Below are 20,620 nucleotides of genomic sequence, written 5' to 3' on the forward strand. Positions count from 1 at the left end.
TCAAGGGAGGTGTCCGCCTCCTATGGCCGCCGTCGGGAGTGGGAGGAACGAGGCTTCGGCTCCCGACGGTCGGGTTTTTTGAGGAGGTGCGTTCACCCATGAAATCCCGCTATGACGATCGCCGCTTCGACGATAGGGCCCGCGCGTCTCCACTGCTCGGCGGACCGACCTTTGCGTTGCGGTTCCGGCTGATGCGGCTCGCCTGGCTTATCGCCTGGCGGTGCCTGGCGGCCTGGACGCCCTCGCCGTTCCATCCCTGGCGAAACCTCCTGCTGCGCCTCTTCGGTGCCAAGCTGGATCCGACGGCCGTCGTGCACGGCACCACGACCATCTGGTGGCCGGGCAACCTCACCATGGGGGCGAACGCCTCGATGGGACCGGGCGTGATCTGCTACAATGTGGCGCCTGTCACGCTGGAGGCGCTGGCGATCGTTTCCCAGCGCGCGCATCTGTGCACCGGCACGCACGATATCCATCGCGCGGCGTTTCCGCTGGTCTCGCGTCCGATCGTTCTCAAACGCAGGAGTTGGATCGCCGCCGAAGCCTTCGTCGGTCCGGGGACGGTGGTGGGCGAGGGGGCGGTGCTGGGCGCGCGGGGCGTGGCGGCAAAGCCGCTGGCGCCCTGGACGGTCTATGTCGGCAATCCCGCCCGCGCCGTCGCCGGCCGCCGGCATGAGGACGGCGACGCCTGATCAGGCCGCGGCGTGCGGATCGGCCTGCGAATAGGCTTCGTAGAGACCGGTCGTCAGGCGGGCGATGCGCGGCCAGGTGTAGTTCTCGAAGACCAGCCGGCGGCCGTTCCGCCCCATGGTCTCGGCCATGCCGCGGTTTCGCAAGATCCCGATCATGCCGCCCGCGATATCCGCGGGCTCCAGCGTGACGACGGCGCCGGCGCCGGCGGCCGCCACTTCCGGAAAATGGCAGGCATGGGTGATGACGACGGGCGTGCCGCAGGCAAGCGCTTCGGTGATGGCGATGCTGAACCCTTCCTGCCGGCTCGGCAGGCAGAAGCAGGCGGCGGCGACCAGCGCCTGCAATTTCGTCTCGCCATAGAGCGGGCCGACCATCAGCACGCGTTTCTCCAGTCCGAAGCGCCGCACCAGCGTGCGGAAATCGTCTTCCGCGCCGCCATCCGGCCCGGCGACGACGAGGTCGACGTCGGGGCATTCCTCCGCGACCTGCCGGAAGGCATGGGCCAGGAGGTCCAATCCCTTCTTGTAGTGCAGCCGCGAGAGGAAGAGCACGTAGCGCCGGCCGGGCGGCCGGGCGATCAGGTCGAGAAACGGATCGGGCGGGGGAAGCTGCTCGAACTCTTCCACGAAGACGCCGTTGGGGATGATCTCGGCGGGGGCATGCAGGCCGACGGGCTGCATCAACTCCACCTCGTCGCGGTTCAATGCGTGGATGAAGGCGGCGTTGTCGAGCATCTTCCGGCAGCCGAGCGCCAGCGCCAGCTTCTTCTTCCAGGGCTTTTGCGCAAGGCTCCAGGTGTCGAGCATGCCGGCGGGGCACACGCAGTAGGGCAGGCCGATGCGCCTTGCGATCGATGCGGCCGAGGCGAGGATGGGTTCCCAGACGCCGTGCAGGTGAAGCTGGTCGGCATCGGCGAAGACGTGCGCCATGAGGGGACGGGCCCGGCGGCAGAGGATCGCCTCGACGCGCCCCGGCGGCGGCAGCAGGTGCCAGCGGATCTGCTCGAAGCCGGGAATGAACCGGCCGAGCGCGACCATGCGGGCGGCGACGTTGCTATCCACCTGGCTGACGACATGGACACTATGGCCGAGATCGGCCTGCGCGGCGGCAAGACGCATCACCACCGCCTGCGGTCCGCCCTTGTCCGGATCCATCGTGGTGATGACGTGTACGATCTTCATGGCGTCCGGCCGGGATGGAGGCGGACGAGCACGTCGAGAAGCCGGCGGCCGTATTTTTCGACCGTATGCTCCCGTGCGGTGCGGCGGGCGTTTTCGGAGAGCTGCGTGCGAAGGTCCTCGTTTTCGGCGAGATGGCGGATGGCCTCGACGATGGCCTGCGGATCGCGCTCGGGCACGACAAGGCCCTCCACGCCGTCGCGCACCACGCTGCCGGTGCTGTAGGTGGTGATAACGGGCAGGCCTGCGGCCAGCGCCTCGTAGACGACGGTGGCCGAGCCTTCGCAGAGCGAGGGCAGCAGGAAGACATCGGCCCAATGATATTCCGCGGCGATCTCCCGGCGTGGCACGATGCCCCGCAATTCGACCGAGCGGCCCATCCTGCGGCGCAGCGGCGGCGGCAGGCGGTCGGGTCCGACCATGCGGATGCGGGCACTGGCGCCGAGCCGTTCGGCGGCTTGCAGCACATAGGGCGAGCCCTTGCGCAGGCCGACTTCCCCAACGGTGAGGACGCGAAGCGGCCCTGGCGTGCGGCCCGCCGGACCGAACCGCTCCTCGGTATCGACGCCATAGGGCACGACGATGCAGCGTTCTGCCGGTCCGCCTTCCTTGACGACGTGGTCGCGCACGAACTCAGAGGGACACACGATGCAATCGGCGAGCTGCCATTCGGCGCGCTCGCGCTCGGCGAAGATGTCGGCAAAGGGATTGTGCGCCGGCGGGCCGGCCCAGTCGGGAAAGCGTCGCATCTCCTCCGCCATGATCGATTCCACCACGGTTCGCGGTGCGATCATCTGTTCGACGGCGGTCCACAGGCCCTGGCTCTTGGCCATGCGCATCTGTTCCAGCGCGTCGCCACTATAGGCGTAGAGGCCGGCGGCATCGTGAAAGCCGCGGCTGGCGACGAGGCTGGAAAACCGGCTGCCCGCCCAGACGGCGTGGGAGGTCTCCTCGATGGCGTTTTCGATGCGCAGGCGGCGGATGCCGGAGCGCAGGCCGAACAGCGGGAAATCCGTGATGAGTTCGGACGGGATGCCGCTCGGCACCCGTCCCGCAAGGCGTTTGACCGCCTGCGGCAACAGGCCGGGCGGCAGCTTTTGCAGGAGGGCGGGCCAGCTCTTGGTGCCGCAGATATCGGTGAAGAAATGGCCGAGCCGGCCTTCCCGCGCCAGGATTTTCGGCACGGCATAGTGCATGCGGGCGCCGAGCTGGCTGACGACGATCGTCTCGTTCATGACGGCTCCTGTTCCACGAGGCGCGGGCGGACGGGCAGCGGCTCGCCACCGGAAAGCGCGAGAAACAGGCTGCGCCAGCTCGCGAGCGCGCGCTCATAGGCATAGTCCGCCTCCAGCACCGCCCTTGCCGCCACGCCCATGGCCGCCACGCGCTGCGGCGCTGCGGCAAGCGCCGAGATCGTTTCGGCGAGCTGCCCGGCCTTTCCGATCTCCACCGTGACGCCGCAGCCATGGGCGTCGATGACGGCGGCGACGCCGCCCTTGGGGGAACCGATGAAGAGCGTCGGCCGGCCGGCGGCGAGGATGCCATAGAACTTGCTCGGGATGATGCAATGTTCGAGATGGGGAAGCAGCGAGACGACATGCAGGTCCGGTACGCCGAGGCTTTCGGCGATGCGGTCTGCCGGCTGAAGCGGCTTGAATGTTACATTGGTAAGATTTCGCTCACGCACGGCGGCCTCGACCGAGGCCAGCTTGTAACCGCCGCCGATCATCAGGAAGGCGATGTCCGTCCTGTCTTTCAGCAAGGTGGCGGCATCGATCAGCGTGGTGAATTCGTGCGCCCGCCCGAAATTGCCGGAATAGCCGACCACGAATTTCCCGCCGTAGCCCCAGGCGATGCGCAGAGGGTTCTCGTCCCTGGCGACCGGGTGGATCTCGGCGGCATCCGACCAGTGATGCAGCACTTTGATGCGTTCGGCCGGCAGGCCGCGTGTGCGCAAGAAATCCGCCATCTTTTCGGTCGGGCAGATGCTGAGCCGGGAGCGGGCGATGGACCGGTCGCGCAGGGTGGCGGCGAGCCGGCCGAGGAACGGCATCTTGCGGAAAAGGCCGAGTTCCACCGCGGTTTCGGGAAAAAGGTCCATGATCCAGTTGACCATGTGCCCGCCGCGCAGGCGGACCGGCAGGCCGCAGCCGAGCGAAATCAGCGGCGGATCGGTGCAGACCACCACCATGTCGCCGCGCCCGACATGGCTGAGCAGCCAGAAGAAGGCCATGACATGGAAGGAGAGGTAGTCGAGCGCGCGGCCCGGCAGGGTGTGGCGGCCGAAACGGGTGGTGGCAAGCCTTGCGATCCTGACGCCCGCGCAGGCTTCCATGCCGGGAAGCAGGTTGTCCGGATCGTCGTGCCGGGTGCGGCTGGCGATGACCTCGACGTCGGTGCCGTGTTTCGCAAGACCGAAGGCCAGTGCGGATACCATCCGGCTGGTCGCCGACTGGTCCGGATGGAAGTAGCGATTGACGAAGATCACTCGCATGGCGCCGCCCCTGTTTGGAGACGATCCTGCCAGCCGTGGCGCATCCGGCAAGCTCTCCAAAGGCGCTAGGGAGCATGCCTGTCCCCTATCCGCCCTACGCCTTCCTGAGAGGGTGCATAGCCGTTCGGCTTTCATTCCCGCGACGAGGTCTGATCGGAGGAGGGCGAACCGGTCTCCTTGCTCGAACGGTCACCTTGTGGTCCGGCGCCCCGTCGCCGACTGTCGCATGCAGAGGGAGACGCGAACCATGAGCGACAAGACAGCCCTTATCATCGGTGTAACCGGCCAGGACGGTTCCTATCTGACGGAGTTGCTGCTGGAAAAGGGATACCATGTGCACGGCCTGAAACGCCGGTCCTCGTCCTTCAACACCGCCCGCGTCGACCATCTCTATGTCGATCCGCGCACGCCCGGCGTGCGCTTCCAGATGCATTTCGGCGACCTGACCGACGCGACCAACCTGTGCCGCGTCATCCAGGAGGTCCAGCCGGACGAGATCTACAATCTCGGCGCGCAGAGCCATGTCCAGGTGAGCTTCGAGACGCCGGAATATACCGCCAATACCGATGCGCTCGGCACGCTGCGTCTCCTGGAGGCGATGCGCATCCTCAAGTTCGAAGGGCGCTGCCGCTACTATCAGGCCTCGACCTCGGAGTTGTTCGGCGGTCTGGGCGAAACGGCGCAGTGCGAGGATACGCCCTTCCATCCGCGCAGCCCCTATGCCGCGGCAAAGCTCTACGCCTATTGGATGACGGTCAATTACCGCGAGGCCTACGGCTATCACGCCTCGAACGGCATCCTGTTCAACCACGAGAGCCCGCGGCGCGGCGAAACCTTCGTCACACGGAAGATCACGCGCGCCGTCGCGGCGATCGAATGGGGCATGCAGGACAAGCTCTATCTCGGCAATCTCGATGCGAAACGGGACTGGGGCCATGCCAAGGACTATGTGGAGGGCATGTGGCGCATCCTGCAGCAGGAGGTGCCCGACGATTACGTGCTGGCCACGGGGGAGGTCCATACCGTCCGGGAGTTCGTGGAACGCGCCTTCGATGTCGTCGGGCGCACCGTCGAATGGGACGGCGAAGGGGCCGGCGAGGTCGGCTACGACCGCCGGACCGGCCAGTGCCTCGTCGAGATCGATCCGCGCTACTTCCGGCCCGCCGAGGTGGATTTCCTGCTCGGCGATCCGTCCAGGGCCCGGGCGCGGCTCGGCTGGAGCCCGACCATCTCCTTCAGCGATCTCGTGACGGAAATGGTGATGTCGGATGTCAATGTCATGATGAGGGAGAGGGGCCGCAATGACCTCCATGGATGAAGGAGCGATGATGCCCTATGACCTCGGTGGCAAGCGCGTCTGGGTCGCCGGACACCGCGGCATGGTGGGCTCGGCGCTGATGCGCCGCCTGCAGGGGGAAAACTGCGATCTCCTCACCGTCTCGCGCAGCGAGGTCGACCTCATCTCCCAGGCCGATACGGAAAGCTGGATGCGCAAGGCGCGGCCGGAAGCCGTGTTCATCGCTGCCGCGCGGGTCGGCGGTATCGCAGCGAATGCGCGCTATCCCGCCGAATTCCTCGTGGAGAACGTGCTGATCCTCGTCAACGTCCTGAAGGCTGCATCGGAACTCGGTATCGAGAAGCTCATGTGCCTCGGCTCGAGCTGCATCTACCCCAAGCATGCCGAGCAGCCGATCCGCGAGGACGCGCTTCTGACCGGCAGCCTCGAACCCACGAACGAGGCCTATGCCATCGCCAAGATTGCCGGCATCAAACTCGCCGCCGCCTATGCGGAGGAGTACGGCAGCCGCTTCATCTCGGTCATGCCGACCAATCTCTATGGGCGGAACGACAATTTCGATCTCGATCATTCCCATGTCATCCCGGCGCTCATCCGCAAGATGCACGACGCGAAGATTGCCCATCGCGACAGTGTCGTCGTCTGGGGCACGGGTACGCCCCGGCGGGAATTCCTGCATGTCGACGATCTCGCCGATGCCTGCGTGTTCCTGATGAAACAATATGAAAGCCCGAAACCGATCAATGTCGGCTCCGGCGAGGAAATCACGATCGGCGAGCTTGCCTTCCTCATCGCTGACGTCGTCGACTTTCGCGGCCACATCGTTTTCGACGCGCTGAAGCCGGACGGTGCCCCGCGAAAACTGCTCGATTGCACACGACTCCATGCGCTGGGATGGTCGCACCGCATCGGACTGAGAGCAGGTATAGAGGAGTTGTACGACCGCTGGAAGCGCACGAGCCGCAGTGTGCAGGGACGACATGATTATCCATAAGGTGTGGTCGATTGTTGCAATCCAGCAACGACGGAACCTTGATAAAGGCACTGTTGCCTTAAATAGAGTATCGTGATCTTTAAGTATTTTCCGAATCTGTCTTGAGTGCATTTTGTTGGTGTATAGTCGAGAATGGAAAGCCCCGGAGCTGGCAGTGGCGGACGATGCCGGCGGGTTGCTTTTTTTTGATGTCACCCTTGGACGTTGTACACGCTTTTGAATGTGCTCGCCCCGGGCGACTAGAGAAGATTCAGACGTGCGCGTAGTGTACCAGGAGTTTCACTGTGACTGATGTCAGGGGAATAGTCGGGTCAGGTGCCGGAAAAGGTGTGAACGGGTTGGCCCCGTCCTCTGCTTTTCCCTCGTCTGTCGCCATGAAGCCAATGCTCAACCGGGCGCCCGTGCTCGATATCATCGATGAGCGGGCACTGGATCGCGAATGCCTTTCGCAAAGCCTCGTCTCGCACGGTCTCAACATGACGATCGTGCTGTTCAATTCCATCGACGCGTGGATGGCGAAATATTCCGGGCATTCGAGCGGGCTGCTGATCAGCCTCGGCAGCCATGATTTCACCGAATCCGGGATCGAGGAATCCATCCGTTTGCTGGTGGCGAAATTTCCCGAGCTGCCGGTCATCATCCTCTCCGACAATCACGACCTGCGCCAGGTGCTGACGGCGCTCGACCTCGGTGTCAAAGGGTTCATCCCCTCGGCGGTCGGCATCGCAGTCTGCGTGAAGGCGATTTCGCTGGCGCTGTCCGGCGGCATCTTCATCTCCACCGAAAGCCTGCCGGAACTGCGCCGGCTGATGTCCGTCGCCGACCAGCAGGAGCGCAAGCGCGCCGAAGTCTTCACCAGCCGCGAGGAGGAGGTCATTTCCATGCTCAAGCTGGGCAAGGCCAACAAGATCATCGCCTATGAGCTTGCTCTCAGGGAAAGCACGGTCAAGGTACACATCCGAAACATCATGAAGAAGCTGAAGGTCCATAATCGGACGGAGGTTATCTTCAAGCTGAATGAACTGTTCAACTAGAGCAGAGTGCGAAGCGGTTTTGTCCGCAATTGCGGAAGTAGAATAGGTCTACTCCTATCGGGCAGTCCGTCTAACCCAAGTGCCCCGATGGCGCGCTTCCCCGGCGGTGATAGGTCTTGAGAACCGAGCGGGGGATAGCCAATGGCCGGGTTCATCCAGAATTTCGACAATTCGAACAGGCTGCGCGATCTAGCGCATTCGATGATCCCGGGTGGCGCCCATACCTATGCCAAGGGCGACGACCAGTATCCTGTTCTTTCCCCCGGCTTCATCGTCAACGGCTACGGCTGCCACGTCTGGGATGTCGATGGCAACGGCTATATCGAATACGGCATGGGCAACCGGGCGGTCGGCCTCGGCCATGCCTATCGCCATGTGCTCGATGCCGTCATGCGGCAGCTCGAATTCGGCTGCAATTTCACGCGGCCCTCCCATATCGAGGTCGAATGCGCCTCGACCTTCCTCGACATGATACCGACCGCCGACATGGTGAAATTCTGCAAGGACGGATCGGATGCGACCTCCGGGGCGGTGCGGCTTGCGCGCGCCGCGACGGGCCGGGATTTCATCGCGCGCTGCAGCGATCATCCGTTCTTCTCGACAGACGACTGGTTCATCGGCACGACGGAGATGAATGCCGGCATTCCGCAGGCCGTGCGCGACCTGACGCTCGGCTTCCGCTACAACGATCTTGACGATGCGCGCGCGCTTTTCGCCCGCCATCCCGGCACTATTGCGGCGCTGATCCTCGAAGCCTCGCGCGGCGACGACCCCGCGCCCGGCTATCTCCAGGGCCTGCGGAACCTCTGCCAGGAGAACGGCGCGCTGTTCATCCTCGACGAGATGATCACCGGCCTTCGCTGGGCGCGTGGCGGGGCGCAGGCGCATTACGGTGTCGAGCCCGACCTTTCCTGCTTCGGCAAGGCGCTGGGCAACGGCTTCGCCATTTCGGCGCTTGCCGGCAAGCGCGAATACATGATGCTCGGCGGTATCGAGCAGGTGGAAAAGCCGCGGGTCTTCCTGCTGTCGACGACGCATGGCGCCGAGACGCATGCCATGGCCGCGGCGGTGGCGACGATGCACGTCTATGCGCAGGAACCCGTCATCGATCATCTGCGCAGCCAGGGCCTGCGGCTGAAGGCGGGGCTCGGCCAGGTCATCGCCCGCCATGGGCTGGAACGTCACGTCAACGTCGCCGGGCACCCGGCCTGCCTGTCCTACGGGACGCGGGACAGGGTGGGAAACCCCTCGCAAGCGTTCCGCACCTTGCTGTTGCAGGAAACGATCCGGCGCGGCGTGCTCGCTCCCTCGCTGGTGGTCAGCTATTCGCATGGCGACGACGATATCGACCAGACCGTCGATGCCTTCGACGGGGCGCTGCGCGTCTATCGCCAGGCGCTGGAGGACGGAGTGGAGCGCTACCTCGTGGGGCGGCCTTCGGCGGTCGTCTTCCGGCGCTACAACGGCCCCGCGCCGGAGGCCTGATCGGCCGAAAGACGTAGGGCGCCGCGCCGGCTGCACCGTTCCGGCAGGGGATGTCGTCTTTGTCCTCAATCGCGATCCCGTCCCCCCGCGCCTACCATTTTCGCCACACCGGATGGGGGATTTGGACATGAAAGTGCTTGTGACCGGACATCAGGGCTATATCGGCGCCGTGATGGTGCCCTTCCTCTTGCGCGCCGGCCATGACGTGCATGGCTATGACAGCCGGCTCTATCGCCGTTGCGGCTATGCGCCCGGCGGGGCGATGTTCGATGTGCCTTCCATGCTGAAGGATGTGCGCGATATCTCGCCGCGCGACCTCGACGGTTTCGATGCGGTCATCCATCTCGCCGCGCTGTCCAACGATCCGTTGAGCAATCTCGATCCAGAAGTCACCTATGACATCAACCATCGGGGCAGCGTGCGGGTTGCGAAGGCGGCCAAGCAGGCGGGCGTCTCGCGCTTCCTCCTCGCTTCCTCCTGCAGCAATTACGGCCTCGCCGGCGCCGATCTCGTCGACGAGGACGCGCCGCTCAACCCGGTCTCGGCCTATGGCATCTCCAAGGTGCGGGCGGAAGCGGATATCGCCGAGCTTGCGGATGCCCGGTTCTGCCCGATCTTCCTGCGGCCGGCGACCGCCTACGGCCTGTCGCCGATGCTGCGCTTCGACATCGTCCTCAACAATCTCGTCGCCTGGGCGGTGACGCAGCGCCTGATCCTCCTCAAATCGGACGGCACGCCCTGGCGGCCGATCGTGCATGTCGAGGATATTTCCCGCGCCTTCCTCGCTGCGCTGGAAGCCCCGGTGAAAAGCGTCTTCAATGAGGCGTTCAATGTCGGCCAGACCGCACACAATTACCAGATCCGCGAAATCGCCGATGTCGTCGCAAGGATCGTTCCCGGCTGCCGGCTGGAATATGCGGCGGAGGCGGGGCCGGATGCGCGCTCCTATCGTGTCGATTTCGGCAAGATCGCCCGCGTGCTGCCGGCGTTCCGCCCGCAATGGGACGTCGTGGCCGGCGCACGCCAGCTCTATGCGGCCTATTCCAGCGCCGGCCTCAGCCTCGCGGAATTCGAAGGGCCGCGCTACCAGCGCATCGGCCAGATCCGAGACCTCCTCGAGACCGGCGCGATCGATGCGGATCTCAGGTGGCGTCCGGCGGTTGCCGACGCCGTTGCGCCCCGGACGGCGCGGGCCTGAGACAATCCATGGACGAGGCCACACGATTTTGCCCCGGAGCCTTGCCGGACGATACGGCCGATCCCGGCCGGGCGCTTCTTGCGCTCGTCGTCCGGCTTTTTCCGATCTGCCGCAGCATCACCGGCGAGGGCGTACGCCAGACCCTTGCCATTCTTCGCGAGCATATCGATATGGCGGTGCGGGAGGTGCCGACGGGCACGCAGGTCTTCGACTGGACGGTGCCGCAGGAATGGAGCGTGCGCTGTGCCACCCTGCGCACGGCAAGCGGCCGGACGGTCGCGGATTTTGCCGCCTGCAACCTTCACCTCGTGAGCTATAGCGAGCCTGTCTCGCGCCGCCTGTCGTTCGAGGAACTGAAGCCCCACCTGCACACGCTGCCGGACCAGCCGGACCTCATCCCCTATCGCACGAGCTATTATCGTCGCGACTGGGGTTTCTGCCTGAGGCATCGCGACTACCTGGCGCTTCCCGACGAAGACTACGACGTCTTCATCGACACGGAATTGCGTGATGGCGCGCTTGCCTATGGCGAGGTCTTCCTGCCGGGGGAAACGGAGCGCGAGGTGCTGTTCTCCGCCCACATCTGCCACCCCTCGCTTGCCAATGACAATTGCTCGGGCCTCGCCGTGCTGACGATGCTGGCGAAAGCCTTGTCGCAGCGGCGCAATCGGTTCAGCTACCGCTTCCTCTTCGCGCCCGGCACGATCGGGGCGCTCTGCTGGCTTGCGGCGAACGAGGAGAGGGTTCGGTGCGTCGACCATGGCCTCGTCGTTTCCTGCATCGGCGATGGCGGCGGGCCGGTCTACAAACGCAGCCGGCGCGGCGATGCGACGATCGACCGCGTCATGGAGGCTGTACGCTGTGACGGCCGGCGGGCGGCGATGGTGGATTTCAGCCCCTACGGCTACGACGAACGGCAGTTCTGTTCGCCGGGCTTCAACCTCCCCATCGGCCTCCTGCAACGCAGTGCCTTCGGCACCTTCCCGCAATATCACACCTCGGCGGACAACCTCGATTTCGTGCGGCCGGAACACCTTGCCTCCTCCTTTCGGATGATGCTCGATATCGTCGATGTCCTGGAGTCGGACTGGGTGCCGCTCAACCTTTCGCCAAAGGGAGAGCCGCAGCTCGGGCGGCGAGGGCTCTATTCGGCGACCGGCGGACATACGGTCACCTCGGACGTCACGATGGGCTATCTCTGGGTCCTCAATCTGGCGGATGGCGAGCATTCCCTGCTCGATATCGCCCGCCGTTCCGGTCTTTCGTTCCGCGATATCGCCCATGCCGCCGCGCGACTGAAGGAGAGCGGATTGCTCGCCGAGGCGGCCTAAAGTATTTCCAGCAAAAGTGCGAAGCGGTTTTGCATCCGGAAATGCGGGAACACTCTAAAGCGCCGGCCAGCTCCGGTCTTTCTCCGATATCGCAGCCGGCTCAGCCGGCCAGGTTATGCCGATCTTCGGATCGTCATAGCGCACGCCGCGGCTTGCCGCCGGCTCATAGCGCGTCGAGATCAGGTAGCCGACCGCGGCATCCTCGGTCAGCGACAGGAAACCATGCGCAAAGCCCTTGGGTATATAGAGTTGGTGCATGTTTTCCGCGCTGAGTTCGGCGGCGGTCCAGCGCAGATAGTTTTTCGATTGCGGACGGAGGTCCACGGCGACGTCCCAGATCGCGCCGGCAAGGCAGGAGACCAGCTTCCCTTCGCCATGCGGCTCGCTCTGGAAATGCAGGCCGCGCAGCGTGTGTTTCTGGCGCGAGCGCGACAGGCTGTGCTGCACGTATCGGCTTTCCAGCCCGTGCCGCTCCATCTCGTCGAAGCAAAAGGTTCGCGCAAAGGAGCCGCGCTCGTCCGCGATCGGCGAGCATTCGATCAACCATACGCCTTCGAGATCAGTCCGGGTGAATTGCATTACAAAACGCCTCTCCGTTCGCGGTTATCCTGCCGTATGAGGCGGTGCTGCCAAGTGCTACTTCCGATGTATTTTTTCTTTCCAAGTTGTCTCTAGTTAAGATGAGCTTACCACCATATCGTAATGCTACGCCTTTCAGACAGGGGGTGTGTTCGCATGGCAGTATCGTAAGTGTAGGATTGCTCGCCTAATCTGACAATGGGCCAAGAGACGATTTCAATTTCAAAAGTATCCCTGCTCGGATCTTCGTGAGGATCCGAACGAACTGTACTGTGGAGACGGTAGATGAACTCTCAGGTCAGTCCTTCGCTTGCTTATTCTCCCGATCTTTCCGTAAAGCCGACCTGCCGTTTATGCGGAATGCCGCTGCGGCATACTGTCGTTGATCTCGGCATGTCGCCGCCGTGCGAGAGTTTTCGTCAGGAAGGCGAACTCGGCCGCATGGAGGAATACTATCCGCTGCATGTGCGCGTCTGCGAAGAGTGCATGCTCGTCCAGTTGGAGGAGTATGTCAGCCGCGAAAGCATCTTCGAGGAGTATGCCTATTTCTCGTCCTACTCCACGAGTTGGGTCGCGCATGCCAAACGCTACTGCGAAGAGATGATCGACCGGTTCGGCCTTGGCCGCGACAGCTTCGTCGTGGAGGTCGCCAGCAATGACGGCTACCTGCTTCAGCATTTCGTCGCGCGTGGCATTCCCGTGCTCGGCATCGAGCCGGCCGCCAATGTGGCCAAGGCCGCCATCGCCCGCGACGTGCCGACCAGGGTCGCCTTCTTCGGGCAGCGCCTGGCCGACGATATGGTGGCGGCCGGCGAGACGGCGGACCTGATCGTCGGCAACAATGTGTTGGCGCAGGTGCCCGACCTCAACGATTTCATCGCCGGCATGAAGCGTGTCCTCAAGCCGCTCGGCGTGGTGACGCTGGAGTTTCCCCATGTCGCGACGCTGATGGCGTATAACCAGTTCGACACGATCTACCATGAGCATTTTTCCTATTTCTCGCTGATCACGGTGCAGATCGCCGCGCGGCTGCATGGCCTGGAGGTGTTCGACGTCGAGGAACTGCCGACCCATGGCGGTTCGCTGCGGGTCTATCTTAGCCATGCCGGCGCGCGCGGCGTGATCAGCCCGCGTGTCGCCGAGCTTTTAGGGCGGGAGCGACGTGACGGGCTGCACACCGTGGAGGCCTACACGTCCTTTGCCGAAAGGGCCCGGAAGGCCAAACGCAACCTTCTGTCCTTCCTCATCGGCGTGAAGGAGCGGGGCGGGCGGATCTGCGGCTACGGCGCGCCAGGCAAGGGCAACACGCTGCTCAACTATTGCGGTATCGGCACGGATTTCCTGGATTTCACCGTCGACCGCAATCCGTACAAGCATGGCCGCTACACGCCGGGCATGCACATTCCCATCCTGCCCGTCGACGCGATCGACCGGCACAAGCCGGATTACATCCTCATCCTGCCCTGGAACCTGAAGGACGAGATCGTCGCCCAGATGCGCCATGTCGGCCACTGGGGTGCGAAATTCATCGTCCCCATCCCCGATGTCAGCATCGTCGATCCCTCGGAGGCCTGGTCATGAAAGTCGTGCTTTTCTGCGGTGGCCGGGGAACGCGCATCCGCGAATATTCCGAAAGCATCCCGAAACCGATGATCCCGCTCGGCACGCAGCCGATCCTGCGCCATGTGATGCAGTACTACGCCTCCTACGGCCATGACGATTTCACACTCTGCCTCGGCTACAAGGCGGATGTGATCAAGGGGTTCTTCCTCAACTGCCGCCCGCAAACCTTCTCCGACTGCGTGGTCTCGGGCGAGCGGGTCGAGCTTCTTGGCGAGGTCCAGGAGCAGTGGCGCGTCGCCCTGATTGACACAGGCATCTGGCGTAATATCGGTGAGCGCCTGTGGGCCGTGCGCGAGCACGTCAAGGGTGAGCGAATGTTCCTCGCCAACTACAGCGACGGCCTGACCGATGTCGATCTTGACGACATGGTCGCCCGCTTCGAGGCCAGCGGCAAGATCGCCTGCTTCCTCGCGGTCAGGCCGCCGCTGACCTATCATCTCGCCGATATCGACGAAACGGGCCGCGTGGTGGAGTTCCGCTCCTCCGATACGTCGGAGATCTGGATCAACGGCGGCTATTTCCTGATGCGCAGCGAGATCTTCGATTACATGCGCGAAGGCGAGGAGCTGGTGCTCGAACCCTTCGCGCGGCTGATCAAGGACGACATGCTGATGGCCTACAAGCATGAAGGCTTCTGGCGGTCGATGGATACGCTGCGCGACTGGCAGATGCTGGAAGAAATGGTCGAGCGCGGCGAGATGCCGTGGGTGCGCCGTGTGCCGGGCGGCCAGGTTTCCAGCCTTCGAAGGGTAGGCGGCTCATGAAAGTGCTTTCGATGGCCCCGGCCGGGCAACCGTTGAAGATCCTTTGCCTCGGCGCCCATGCCGACGACATCGAGATCGGTGCCGGCGGCACGATCCTGGGGCTTGTCGCAGCCGGCGTGAAACTCGACGTCCACTGGTGCGTGATGAGCGGGACATCCGAGCGGGCGGCCGAGACGCGCCGGTCGGCCGCGGCCTTCCTCAAGGGGGCGGCGGCCACGATGGTGGAGGTCTGCGCTTTCGAGGACAGCTATTTTCCCAGCCAGAGCCGGGAGATCAAGCAGTTCCTCCTCGGCCTGCGCGGCCGGATGGAGCCGGACGTGATTTTCACGCACAGCCGCTTCGATGCCCATCAGGATCATCGCGAGCTGAATGCGCTGACCACGAACGTCTTTCGCGATCATTTCGTGCTGGAATACGAAATCCCGAAATGGGACGGCGATCTTTGCGAACGCAATACCTACGTGCCGCTCCTGCCGGGAATGATCGAGCGGAAGATCGATCTGCTTATGGAGCATTTTGCGACGCAGAGATCAAAGGACTGGTTTCATGCGGATGTTTTCCGAGGGCTCGCCCGTATCCGCGGAATGGAATGCCGTTCGCCCTCGTTCTTCGCGGAGGCGTTCTCGGTAAGAAAACTGGCGATCATGTAGATTGATTTGCCGATCTGAAACGTTAACGCTAATAAAGCTTGAAAAAATATGCTGGAGGTACATCAGCGCAGGGCAAATATTTCGAACCAGGATTAGTGAGGGTTGTCATGGCGAAAGACGGATCACTTTTGGAGAGGCAGTCAATCGATATCTTTCGATCGGGGAACTCGCTCGGCGTCGAACGGCGGGAAGCCGTGAACGAGCGGGTTGAAGATCCACCTCTGAAGTACGCAGCAAATGACTATCTGGCTATATTCGACAAACGGAATCTGGACAGGGAATGTCTCGCAAATAGTCTTGTTTCGCATCATATCGGTATCAGCATCTTTACTTTTTCCGGCCTTGCAAGCTGGCAACAATGCAAGGCGACACTCGGCACGCTGCGTGTCGCGCTGATCAATATCGGCAGCACCGACATCACGGATTCCGCGATCCGGCAGGAGATCACCCAATTGGTGACGACGCTGGAACCGGTGCCGGTCGTGGTGCTCTCCAACAGTCAGACTCTCGACCACGTTCTGCAGGCCATCGATCTCGGCGTGCAGGGTTTCATTCCCAGTTCCGTCGATGTCGATGTGTGCATCGAGGCGATCGGGCTGGCGATTGCCGGCGGCCAGTTCGTGCCGGCGAGCAGCGTTCTTGCGATGCGCGGGCTGCTTGGCGGCTTCGTTGCTCGCAAGGCCGTCCGCTCCGCCTTCACGGTGCGCCAGACGGCCGTGGCCGAGGCACTGCGTCGCGGCAAGGCGAACAAGATGATCGCCCGCGAACTCAATCTGTGCGAAAGCACCGTCAAGGTCCATATTCGCAACATCATGAAGAAGCTTGGCGCCACAAACCGCACGGAAGTCGCCTGCAAGGTCGGCGAACTCCTGCCCGACGCCGGGCGCCATCTCGGCCGGGCCTGAGCGCCCCGCAACAGGACGTGTGTCATGATCGTGTCGGGGAACCCGGGCTTCTCCGAGGAACTTGCCGTTCCTCGGGCGATAGCGGCTATCTTGAATCGCAAATGGCTGATCCTCGCCTGCGTCGCGGCGGGCCTTGCCGCCGCGACGGTCGGCTATCTCGACCAGACGCCGCGCTACGTCTCGGAGGCGGTTCTGGCGCTCGACGTGCGCAAGTTCCAGGCGCTTCCGACGGAATCGGTCATCTCGCCTCTGCCGCAGGAAAGCCCGGCGCTGCGCACCGAGATCGACATCATGACCTCGCGCTCCATGGGCGAAAAGGTCCTGGTGCAGCTTCGGAAGGCGGGCGTGGATGTCGCCAGAGGGTTGGGCCTGGCGGGGGAGGCGGGCGCCGGTGCGAAATCGACGGCCCATCCGGTCATCGATGACCGCGTCCTGCTCGAACAGCTCCTGTCGGGCGTGCGCGTCAACAATGACGGGCGGTCCTATACGATCTATATCTCGTTCACCGGCATCAATCCGGATTTCGTCGCCGTCGTCGCCAATGCCTATGCGGAAGCTTACATCGACTACCAGGTGGATGTGCAGACGACGGCGACGCGGCATGTCAGCGACTGGCTCGGCACACGCCTCGTCAGCCTGCGCAGCGAGCTGGAGCGTTCCGAACATGCGGCCACGGCCTTCCGGGAGAAATCCGGCATCGTCAAATCGGACGGCACGACGCTGCTGTCGCAGCAGATCGGCGGCCTCAATACGGAACTGGCAAAGCTCAGGGCGCAGGTCGCCGGCGCCACCGCACGGCTCGAAACCGCGCTCGACGTCTCCGAGGGCGAAAGCAGCCTTGCCCTTTCGGAAGTCCTGAATTCGGCGGCGATCCAGCAATTGCGCACGGAGGAAGCGCGCCTCAAGCGCGCGCTTGCGACGATCAGCGAAAGCGGCGCGGTGAAGAATCCGCAAATCCCCGAACTGACGTCGCAGCTCGAAACGATCCAGGCGCAGATTTCGATGGAGGTGTCGCAGATCGTCGAAAGCCTGCGCAACGAGATCGAGGTCTCCAAGCGTCAGCAGGCCGGGCTGGAAGCAAGCCTCAGGCAGATGCAGAAGGAGATGTCCGCCGCCAACGGGGCGATCGTCCAGGCCGACCAGCTCGACCGCGAGGCGAGCGCCAACCGCGCGATCTACGAGAGCTATCTCGCCCGCTACAAGCAGACGATCGAGCAGGACGGCATTGCCATGGCAGAGGCCCGGATCATTTCGCGGGCCATGCCTTCCTCCTCGCGCACGAGCCCGGATGGCCCGGCCTGGCTGCTCGGCGGGGGTCTGTTCGGTCTTGCCGCAGGGCTGTTCGTTACTGTCCTTCTCGAACTGCGTTCGCTCTTCCTGCGTCGCTCGCATCCCGACGAGGGAGCTGCGGGTGTTCCGATCATCGGGCGCATTCCGGAATTGTCGCAGCACCAGCGCTCGGGCATCGCCAAACTGATCTGCCAGGGCCATGCGCCCGTCGCCCATGCCGTTGCCGATCTTCAGGGGCGTCTGAGACTGTCCGCCCGCACGGGCGGCGTGCTGACGCTTTCGGTCACCTCGGCCGGGCCGCGCGAGGGCAAGACGTTCATTGCCGCCTGTCTTGCCCGCTCACTGGCCGCGACGGGCCTGCGCACCGTGCTGCTGGAGGCGAACCTCTCCGCTCCGGCGGTGGCGCGGGAATTTTCGATCCAGCCGGCCCGCACCGTCGTCGACCTCGTTGCGGGGCGGGACGGCACGTCGCTCGACGATGTCGTGCGCTGCGATGTCTCCGGCGTCGATCTCGTCTGCGCGGGCGTGGCGGAAGGGCCTGTCGAGCATGTTCTCGGCCATGAGGCCTTTGCCCGGCTGCTCGCCACGCTCAAGCGCAATTACGACGCCGTCGTCGTCGATTGCGTGGCGGTGTCGAGCGGATCGGGCGCGTTGCTCGTGTCCGCGCTGGTCGGCACGACGGTCTTCGTCATTCCCGCCGGAGGTGAGCCTTTGCAGACCACCGCGGCGCTGCGCAAGCTGGCGGCGGCCGGCGTCGCCGTTGATGGCATCGTGGTCAACGAGGCTGCGCGCAGCACGCTGAACCGGCGAGCGAGCACGACGGCGGATCTTTACGCCGCGAACGAAAGCAGGAAACGAAGCGATGCATCCGTCGACATGCCGTCGATTGCGGGATTGTGAGGCTTGAAACAGATGGAACAGGCTATTCCCACTGCCGGACCGAGGCGCGGCACGCTGCGGTTCGCCGCCGTCCTCGGCGCCCTGCTGCTTGCTCTGACCGGCGAGGCGCGCGGCGGGGAATATCCGGTGGCGAGCGGCGATGTGCTGCGCATAACCGTCTATGGCGACAATGGCCTCAGCGGCTCCTTCCCCGTCGGTGCAGACGGGACGATCGGCTACCCGCTGCTCGGCAATCTTCCGGTGGCCGGAAAGGGCATCGAGGACATCCGCAAGGTCATCGACGACGGGCTGAAGGTGCATGTCGCCAACCTGTCCGTCGCCGTGGCGGTGGAGATCTATGCACCGGTCTATATCGTCGGCGAGGTCCAGAAGCCCGGAAAATACGAATTCCGCCCCGGCATGATCGCGCTCGAACTGTTCGCGCTCGGCGGGGGGCAGAAGGAGGCGATCGCCGAGGGCGAAAGCGGCTCCACGCGCCTTGCCAGCCTCCGGCAGGAATATGCCGATCTCGGCGTGCAGCTCCTTGCTCAGGACGTCAAGCGGGCGCGGCTCGAGGCCGAACTCGACGGGCGGCCGTTTTCCTACGTGGCGCGCGACGAGATCGGCACGCCCGATGCCCGTATCGTCCAGCAGGTCGTGGAGGCGGAGCGCACGCTGTACGAACTGAGGCGCGAGGCCGTCGAGACCGAGTTGAACAGCCTGGAGCAGCAAAGGGTCGGCTTTGTCGAGGAGATCGACACGCTGGAAAAGAGCGGCAAGCTGCGGGACGGGGAACTCGCCCTTCTCAACGAGGACGTCAAGGTCGCCAGCGCCATGGTGGAGCGCGGCCTCACCTCGAAAACCCAGCTTCGCGAAAAACAGCGGGAAATCTCCTCGACCAATCGCGACGTCCTGGAATTCGGCTCGTTCCTGGCGCGGGCGCGGCAGAACCTGACGGTCATCGACGGCCGGCTGGTTTCCCTGCGCGGCCAGCGCCGCGGCGATGCGGCGAGCGAATTGCGTGAGGTGAACATCGATATCCTGCGCCTGCGCCGCAAATTGGCCTATACCGTGCAGTCCATGGCCGAAGCCGGGATCGCCCTGCAGAAGAAGGACGGCAGCCGCCAGATCGCCTTCCGCTTCTCCGCCATCCGGCTTGTCGATGGCAAATATCAGGAAGTCGAGGTCGGCCAGACCGACCCCGTATTGGCGGGCGATATCCTGCGCGTGAGCATCGTGCTTGCGGAAGAAGCGATCGCGCGTCGGTAACCGTCACCGCAGCATGAGACGCGGCATGCGGTCCCGCCGGCGCAACAGGTAGCCGAGCGGCGGCAGGAAGATCGTCGCGGGCGAAAGCCGGAAGGCTAGCCCGAGCAACCGGAACGCCTCCGGATTTGCCCGCATCGCATGGGAGATGGCCGACCAGTAGGCGCGCTGGGCGATGCCCCGCCTTGCGCGTTTGCGCAGCGCCTCGGCACCGTCGAGCCAGCGGCCTTCGTGGTGGAAAAAGCTCTCCGCCGCGGCGACCGTATGCTGGAGGTTCACGCTCTGATGCGTCCACAGATCCTTCGAGCGGTTTTCCGTATGGGTGCGGATGCCGGCCTGCACGCAATCGAGCGAGGCGACGGTGCCGTGCATGGCGAGCCGCAGCCAGAGTTCGTAATCGTCGCTATGGGGAAGCGATGGCCGGTAATGGCCGGCGCGGTGCTGCACGCTGGTGCGCACGAGAATGGACGGCCCGGGAATATGGAAGACGCCGAGATCGCAGAACCGTTCGATGAAGGCCCGGCCCGAGGAGAGCGTGATCGGCGGCAGGGCGGGCTGTGCCGGGAGATCGGGCAGCGGTGCGTCATCGCGGATCGGCACGTCGCGGCCGTAGCAGAAGGCGATCGTCCGATCCCGTTCCATGACCGCGGTCGCCCGCCGGAGCGCCCCCGGCACCAGAAAGTCATCGGCGAAGAGCAGGAGGAAATAATCGGCGCTGGCCCAGTCGATGCCGGCATTGAAGGAAGCATGGGGACCGAGGTTTTCCGGCCGGAGCAGCAATTCCACGCGCGAATCTGCGGCGGCAAGGCGGCGGGCGACGGCCACGCTGTCGTCCGTCGAAGCATTGTCGACGATGAGGACGCGCAGGGTCTCGACGTCCTGCGACAGGGCGCTCGTCACGCAGGCTTCGAGATAGCGGCCGTAATTGTAGTTCGGGATGACGATATCGACGCTCACCAT

18 protein-coding genes are annotated in these 20,620 nt (G+C 64.0%); 13 read left to right on the top strand and 5 right to left on the bottom strand.

All coding sequences use genetic code 11. The features are described from left to right. Nucleotides 1-98 precede the first annotated feature (98 nt). Nucleotides 99-692 (top strand): putative colanic acid biosynthesis acetyltransferase, encoded by a 594-nt coding sequence (locus AB3G45_RS08610; protein ID WP_367830152.1) that lies wholly within the window; start codon nucleotides 99-101, stop codon nucleotides 690-692. On the opposite strand, the gene AB3G45_RS08615 is transcribed toward AB3G45_RS08610, so the two are convergent. Genes AB3G45_RS08615 through AB3G45_RS08625 form a run of 3 tightly spaced genes read right to left on the bottom strand, consistent with a single transcriptional unit; the run spans nucleotide 693 to nucleotide 4,365 of the window. After that, the gene (locus AB3G45_RS08615; RefSeq protein WP_367830153.1) at nucleotides 693-1,874 is read right to left on the bottom strand and encodes a glycosyltransferase; all 1,182 of its coding nucleotides are present in this window, start codon (nucleotides 1,872-1,874) and stop codon (nucleotides 693-695) included. Next, nucleotides 1,871-3,106, bottom strand: a complete 1,236-nt coding sequence (locus AB3G45_RS08620; protein ID WP_367830154.1) for a glycosyltransferase family 4 protein — start codon at nucleotides 3,104-3,106, stop codon at nucleotides 1,871-1,873. Before AB3G45_RS08620 ends, AB3G45_RS08615 begins: the two co-directional genes overlap by 4 nt. Next, entirely contained in the window at nucleotides 3,103-4,365 is a 1,263-nt protein-coding gene (locus AB3G45_RS08625; RefSeq protein ID WP_367830155.1) for a glycosyltransferase family 4 protein, read from the bottom strand. The genes AB3G45_RS08620 and AB3G45_RS08625 overlap by 4 nt, the downstream gene beginning before the upstream one ends. 247 nt (nucleotides 4,366-4,612) lie before the next feature. On the opposite strand from AB3G45_RS08625, the gene gmd reads away from it, so the two are divergent. The 6 genes from gmd (at nucleotide 4,613) to AB3G45_RS08655 (ending at nucleotide 11,704) form a co-directional block, all read left to right on the top strand. Next, a complete protein-coding gene (gene gmd, locus AB3G45_RS08630; protein WP_367830156.1) occupies nucleotides 4,613-5,683 on the top strand; it encodes a GDP-mannose 4,6-dehydratase in 1,071 nt (356 codons plus the stop codon). Nucleotides 5,684-5,693: 10 nt separating this feature from the next. Further along, nucleotides 5,694-6,656 (top strand): GDP-L-fucose synthase family protein, encoded by a 963-nt coding sequence (locus AB3G45_RS08635; RefSeq protein ID WP_367833539.1) that lies wholly within the window; start codon nucleotides 5,694-5,696, stop codon nucleotides 6,654-6,656. Between the two features lie 374 nt (nucleotides 6,657-7,030). Beyond that, nucleotides 7,031-7,690 carry a LuxR C-terminal-related transcriptional regulator gene (locus tag AB3G45_RS08640; protein WP_367830157.1) on the top strand — a complete coding sequence of 220 codons (660 nt, stop codon included), beginning with the start codon at nucleotides 7,031-7,033 and terminating at the stop codon, nucleotides 7,688-7,690. Nucleotides 7,691-7,831: 141 nt separating this feature from the next. Beyond that, a complete protein-coding gene (locus tag AB3G45_RS08645; protein ID WP_367830158.1) occupies nucleotides 7,832-9,175 on the top strand; it encodes a glutamate-1-semialdehyde 2,1-aminomutase in 1,344 nt (447 codons plus the stop codon). 127 nt (nucleotides 9,176-9,302) lie between these two features. Next, nucleotides 9,303-10,373, top strand: a complete 1,071-nt coding sequence (locus AB3G45_RS08650; RefSeq protein ID WP_367830159.1) for an NAD-dependent epimerase/dehydratase family protein — start codon at nucleotides 9,303-9,305, stop codon at nucleotides 10,371-10,373. Nucleotides 10,374-10,414: 41 nt separating this feature from the next. Next, nucleotides 10,415-11,704 carry a DUF4910 domain-containing protein gene (locus tag AB3G45_RS08655; protein ID WP_367830160.1) on the top strand — a complete coding sequence of 430 codons (1,290 nt, stop codon included), beginning with the start codon at nucleotides 10,415-10,417 and terminating at the stop codon, nucleotides 11,702-11,704. 54 nt (nucleotides 11,705-11,758) lie between these two features. Here the strand turns inward: AB3G45_RS08655 and rfbC are convergent, their stop codons facing one another. Next, nucleotides 11,759-12,283, bottom strand: a complete 525-nt coding sequence (gene rfbC / locus AB3G45_RS08660; RefSeq protein ID WP_367830161.1) for a dTDP-4-dehydrorhamnose 3,5-epimerase — start codon at nucleotides 12,281-12,283, stop codon at nucleotides 11,759-11,761. A 285-nt stretch (nucleotides 12,284-12,568) separates the two neighbouring features. Between rfbC and AB3G45_RS08665 the strand changes: the two genes are divergently transcribed. From AB3G45_RS08665 to AB3G45_RS08690, 6 genes are all read left to right on the top strand, one after another. Then, nucleotides 12,569-13,864 (top strand): methyltransferase domain-containing protein, encoded by a 1,296-nt coding sequence (locus AB3G45_RS08665; protein ID WP_367830162.1) that lies wholly within the window; start codon nucleotides 12,569-12,571, stop codon nucleotides 13,862-13,864. Beyond that, nucleotides 13,861-14,670 carry a sugar phosphate nucleotidyltransferase gene (locus AB3G45_RS08670; RefSeq protein ID WP_367830163.1) on the top strand — a complete coding sequence of 270 codons (810 nt, stop codon included), beginning with the start codon at nucleotides 13,861-13,863 and terminating at the stop codon, nucleotides 14,668-14,670. The genes AB3G45_RS08665 and AB3G45_RS08670 overlap by 4 nt, the downstream gene beginning before the upstream one ends. Further along, nucleotides 14,667-15,320, top strand: coding sequence for a PIG-L deacetylase family protein (locus AB3G45_RS08675; protein ID WP_367830164.1), 654 nt, complete (start codon nucleotides 14,667-14,669; stop codon nucleotides 15,318-15,320). Before AB3G45_RS08670 ends, AB3G45_RS08675 begins: the two co-directional genes overlap by 4 nt. Nucleotides 15,321-15,427: 107 nt before the next feature. Next, on the top strand, nucleotides 15,428-16,225 hold the full coding sequence (locus AB3G45_RS08680) for a LuxR C-terminal-related transcriptional regulator (protein ID WP_367830165.1): 798 nt from the start codon (nucleotides 15,428-15,430) through the stop codon (nucleotides 16,223-16,225). Nucleotides 16,226-16,249: 24 nt separating this feature from the next. Beyond that, entirely contained in the window at nucleotides 16,250-18,415 is a 2,166-nt protein-coding gene (locus tag AB3G45_RS08685; RefSeq protein ID WP_367830166.1) for a GumC family protein, read from the top strand. Between the two features lie 12 nt (nucleotides 18,416-18,427). Next, nucleotides 18,428-19,663: a polysaccharide biosynthesis/export family protein gene (locus tag AB3G45_RS08690; RefSeq protein WP_367833540.1), complete on the top strand. Its 1,236-nt coding sequence runs from the start codon at nucleotides 18,428-18,430 to the stop codon at nucleotides 19,661-19,663. Nucleotides 19,664-19,666: 3 nt separating this feature from the next. On the opposite strand, the gene AB3G45_RS08695 is transcribed toward AB3G45_RS08690, so the two are convergent. Beyond that, entirely contained in the window at nucleotides 19,667-20,620 is a 954-nt protein-coding gene (locus AB3G45_RS08695) for a glycosyltransferase family 2 protein (RefSeq protein ID WP_367830167.1), read from the bottom strand.

This window comes from Shinella sp. S4-D37 (assembly GCF_040812195.1).
GTDB lineage: Bacteria > Pseudomonadota > Alphaproteobacteria > Rhizobiales > Rhizobiaceae > Shinella.

Coding starts and splice junctions, on each gene's coding strand:
- AB3G45_RS08680 (WP_367830165.1), top strand. CDS start 15,428: ATGGCGAAAGACGGATCACTTTTGGAGAGGCAGTCAATCGATATCTTT.
- AB3G45_RS08645 (WP_367830158.1), top strand. CDS start 7,832: ATGGCCGGGTTCATCCAGAATTTCGACAATTCGAACAGGCTGCGCGAT.
- AB3G45_RS08620 (WP_367830154.1), bottom strand. CDS start 3,106: ATGAACGAGACGATCGTCGTCAGCCAGCTCGGCGCCCGCATGCACTAT.
- AB3G45_RS08665 (WP_367830162.1), top strand. CDS start 12,569: ATGAACTCTCAGGTCAGTCCTTCGCTTGCTTATTCTCCCGATCTTTCC.
- AB3G45_RS08610 (WP_367830152.1), top strand. CDS start 99: ATGAAATCCCGCTATGACGATCGCCGCTTCGACGATAGGGCCCGCGCG.
- AB3G45_RS08690 (WP_367833540.1), top strand. CDS start 18,428: ATGGAACAGGCTATTCCCACTGCCGGACCGAGGCGCGGCACGCTGCGG.
- AB3G45_RS08670 (WP_367830163.1), top strand. CDS start 13,861: ATGAAAGTCGTGCTTTTCTGCGGTGGCCGGGGAACGCGCATCCGCGAA.
- AB3G45_RS08685 (WP_367830166.1), top strand. CDS start 16,250: ATGATCGTGTCGGGGAACCCGGGCTTCTCCGAGGAACTTGCCGTTCCT.
- AB3G45_RS08625 (WP_367830155.1), bottom strand. CDS start 4,365: ATGCGAGTGATCTTCGTCAATCGCTACTTCCATCCGGACCAGTCGGCG.
- AB3G45_RS08640 (WP_367830157.1), top strand. CDS start 7,031: ATGAAGCCAATGCTCAACCGGGCGCCCGTGCTCGATATCATCGATGAG.
- AB3G45_RS08650 (WP_367830159.1), top strand. CDS start 9,303: ATGAAAGTGCTTGTGACCGGACATCAGGGCTATATCGGCGCCGTGATG.
- gmd (WP_367830156.1), top strand. CDS start 4,613: ATGAGCGACAAGACAGCCCTTATCATCGGTGTAACCGGCCAGGACGGT.
- rfbC (WP_367830161.1), bottom strand. CDS start 12,283: ATGCAATTCACCCGGACTGATCTCGAAGGCGTATGGTTGATCGAATGC.
- AB3G45_RS08695 (WP_367830167.1), bottom strand. CDS start 20,620: ATGGTGAGCGTCGATATCGTCATCCCGAACTACAATTACGGCCGCTAT.
- AB3G45_RS08635 (WP_367833539.1), top strand. CDS start 5,694: ATGCCCTATGACCTCGGTGGCAAGCGCGTCTGGGTCGCCGGACACCGC.
- AB3G45_RS08615 (WP_367830153.1), bottom strand. CDS start 1,874: ATGAAGATCGTACACGTCATCACCACGATGGATCCGGACAAGGGCGGA.
- AB3G45_RS08675 (WP_367830164.1), top strand. CDS start 14,667: ATGAAAGTGCTTTCGATGGCCCCGGCCGGGCAACCGTTGAAGATCCTT.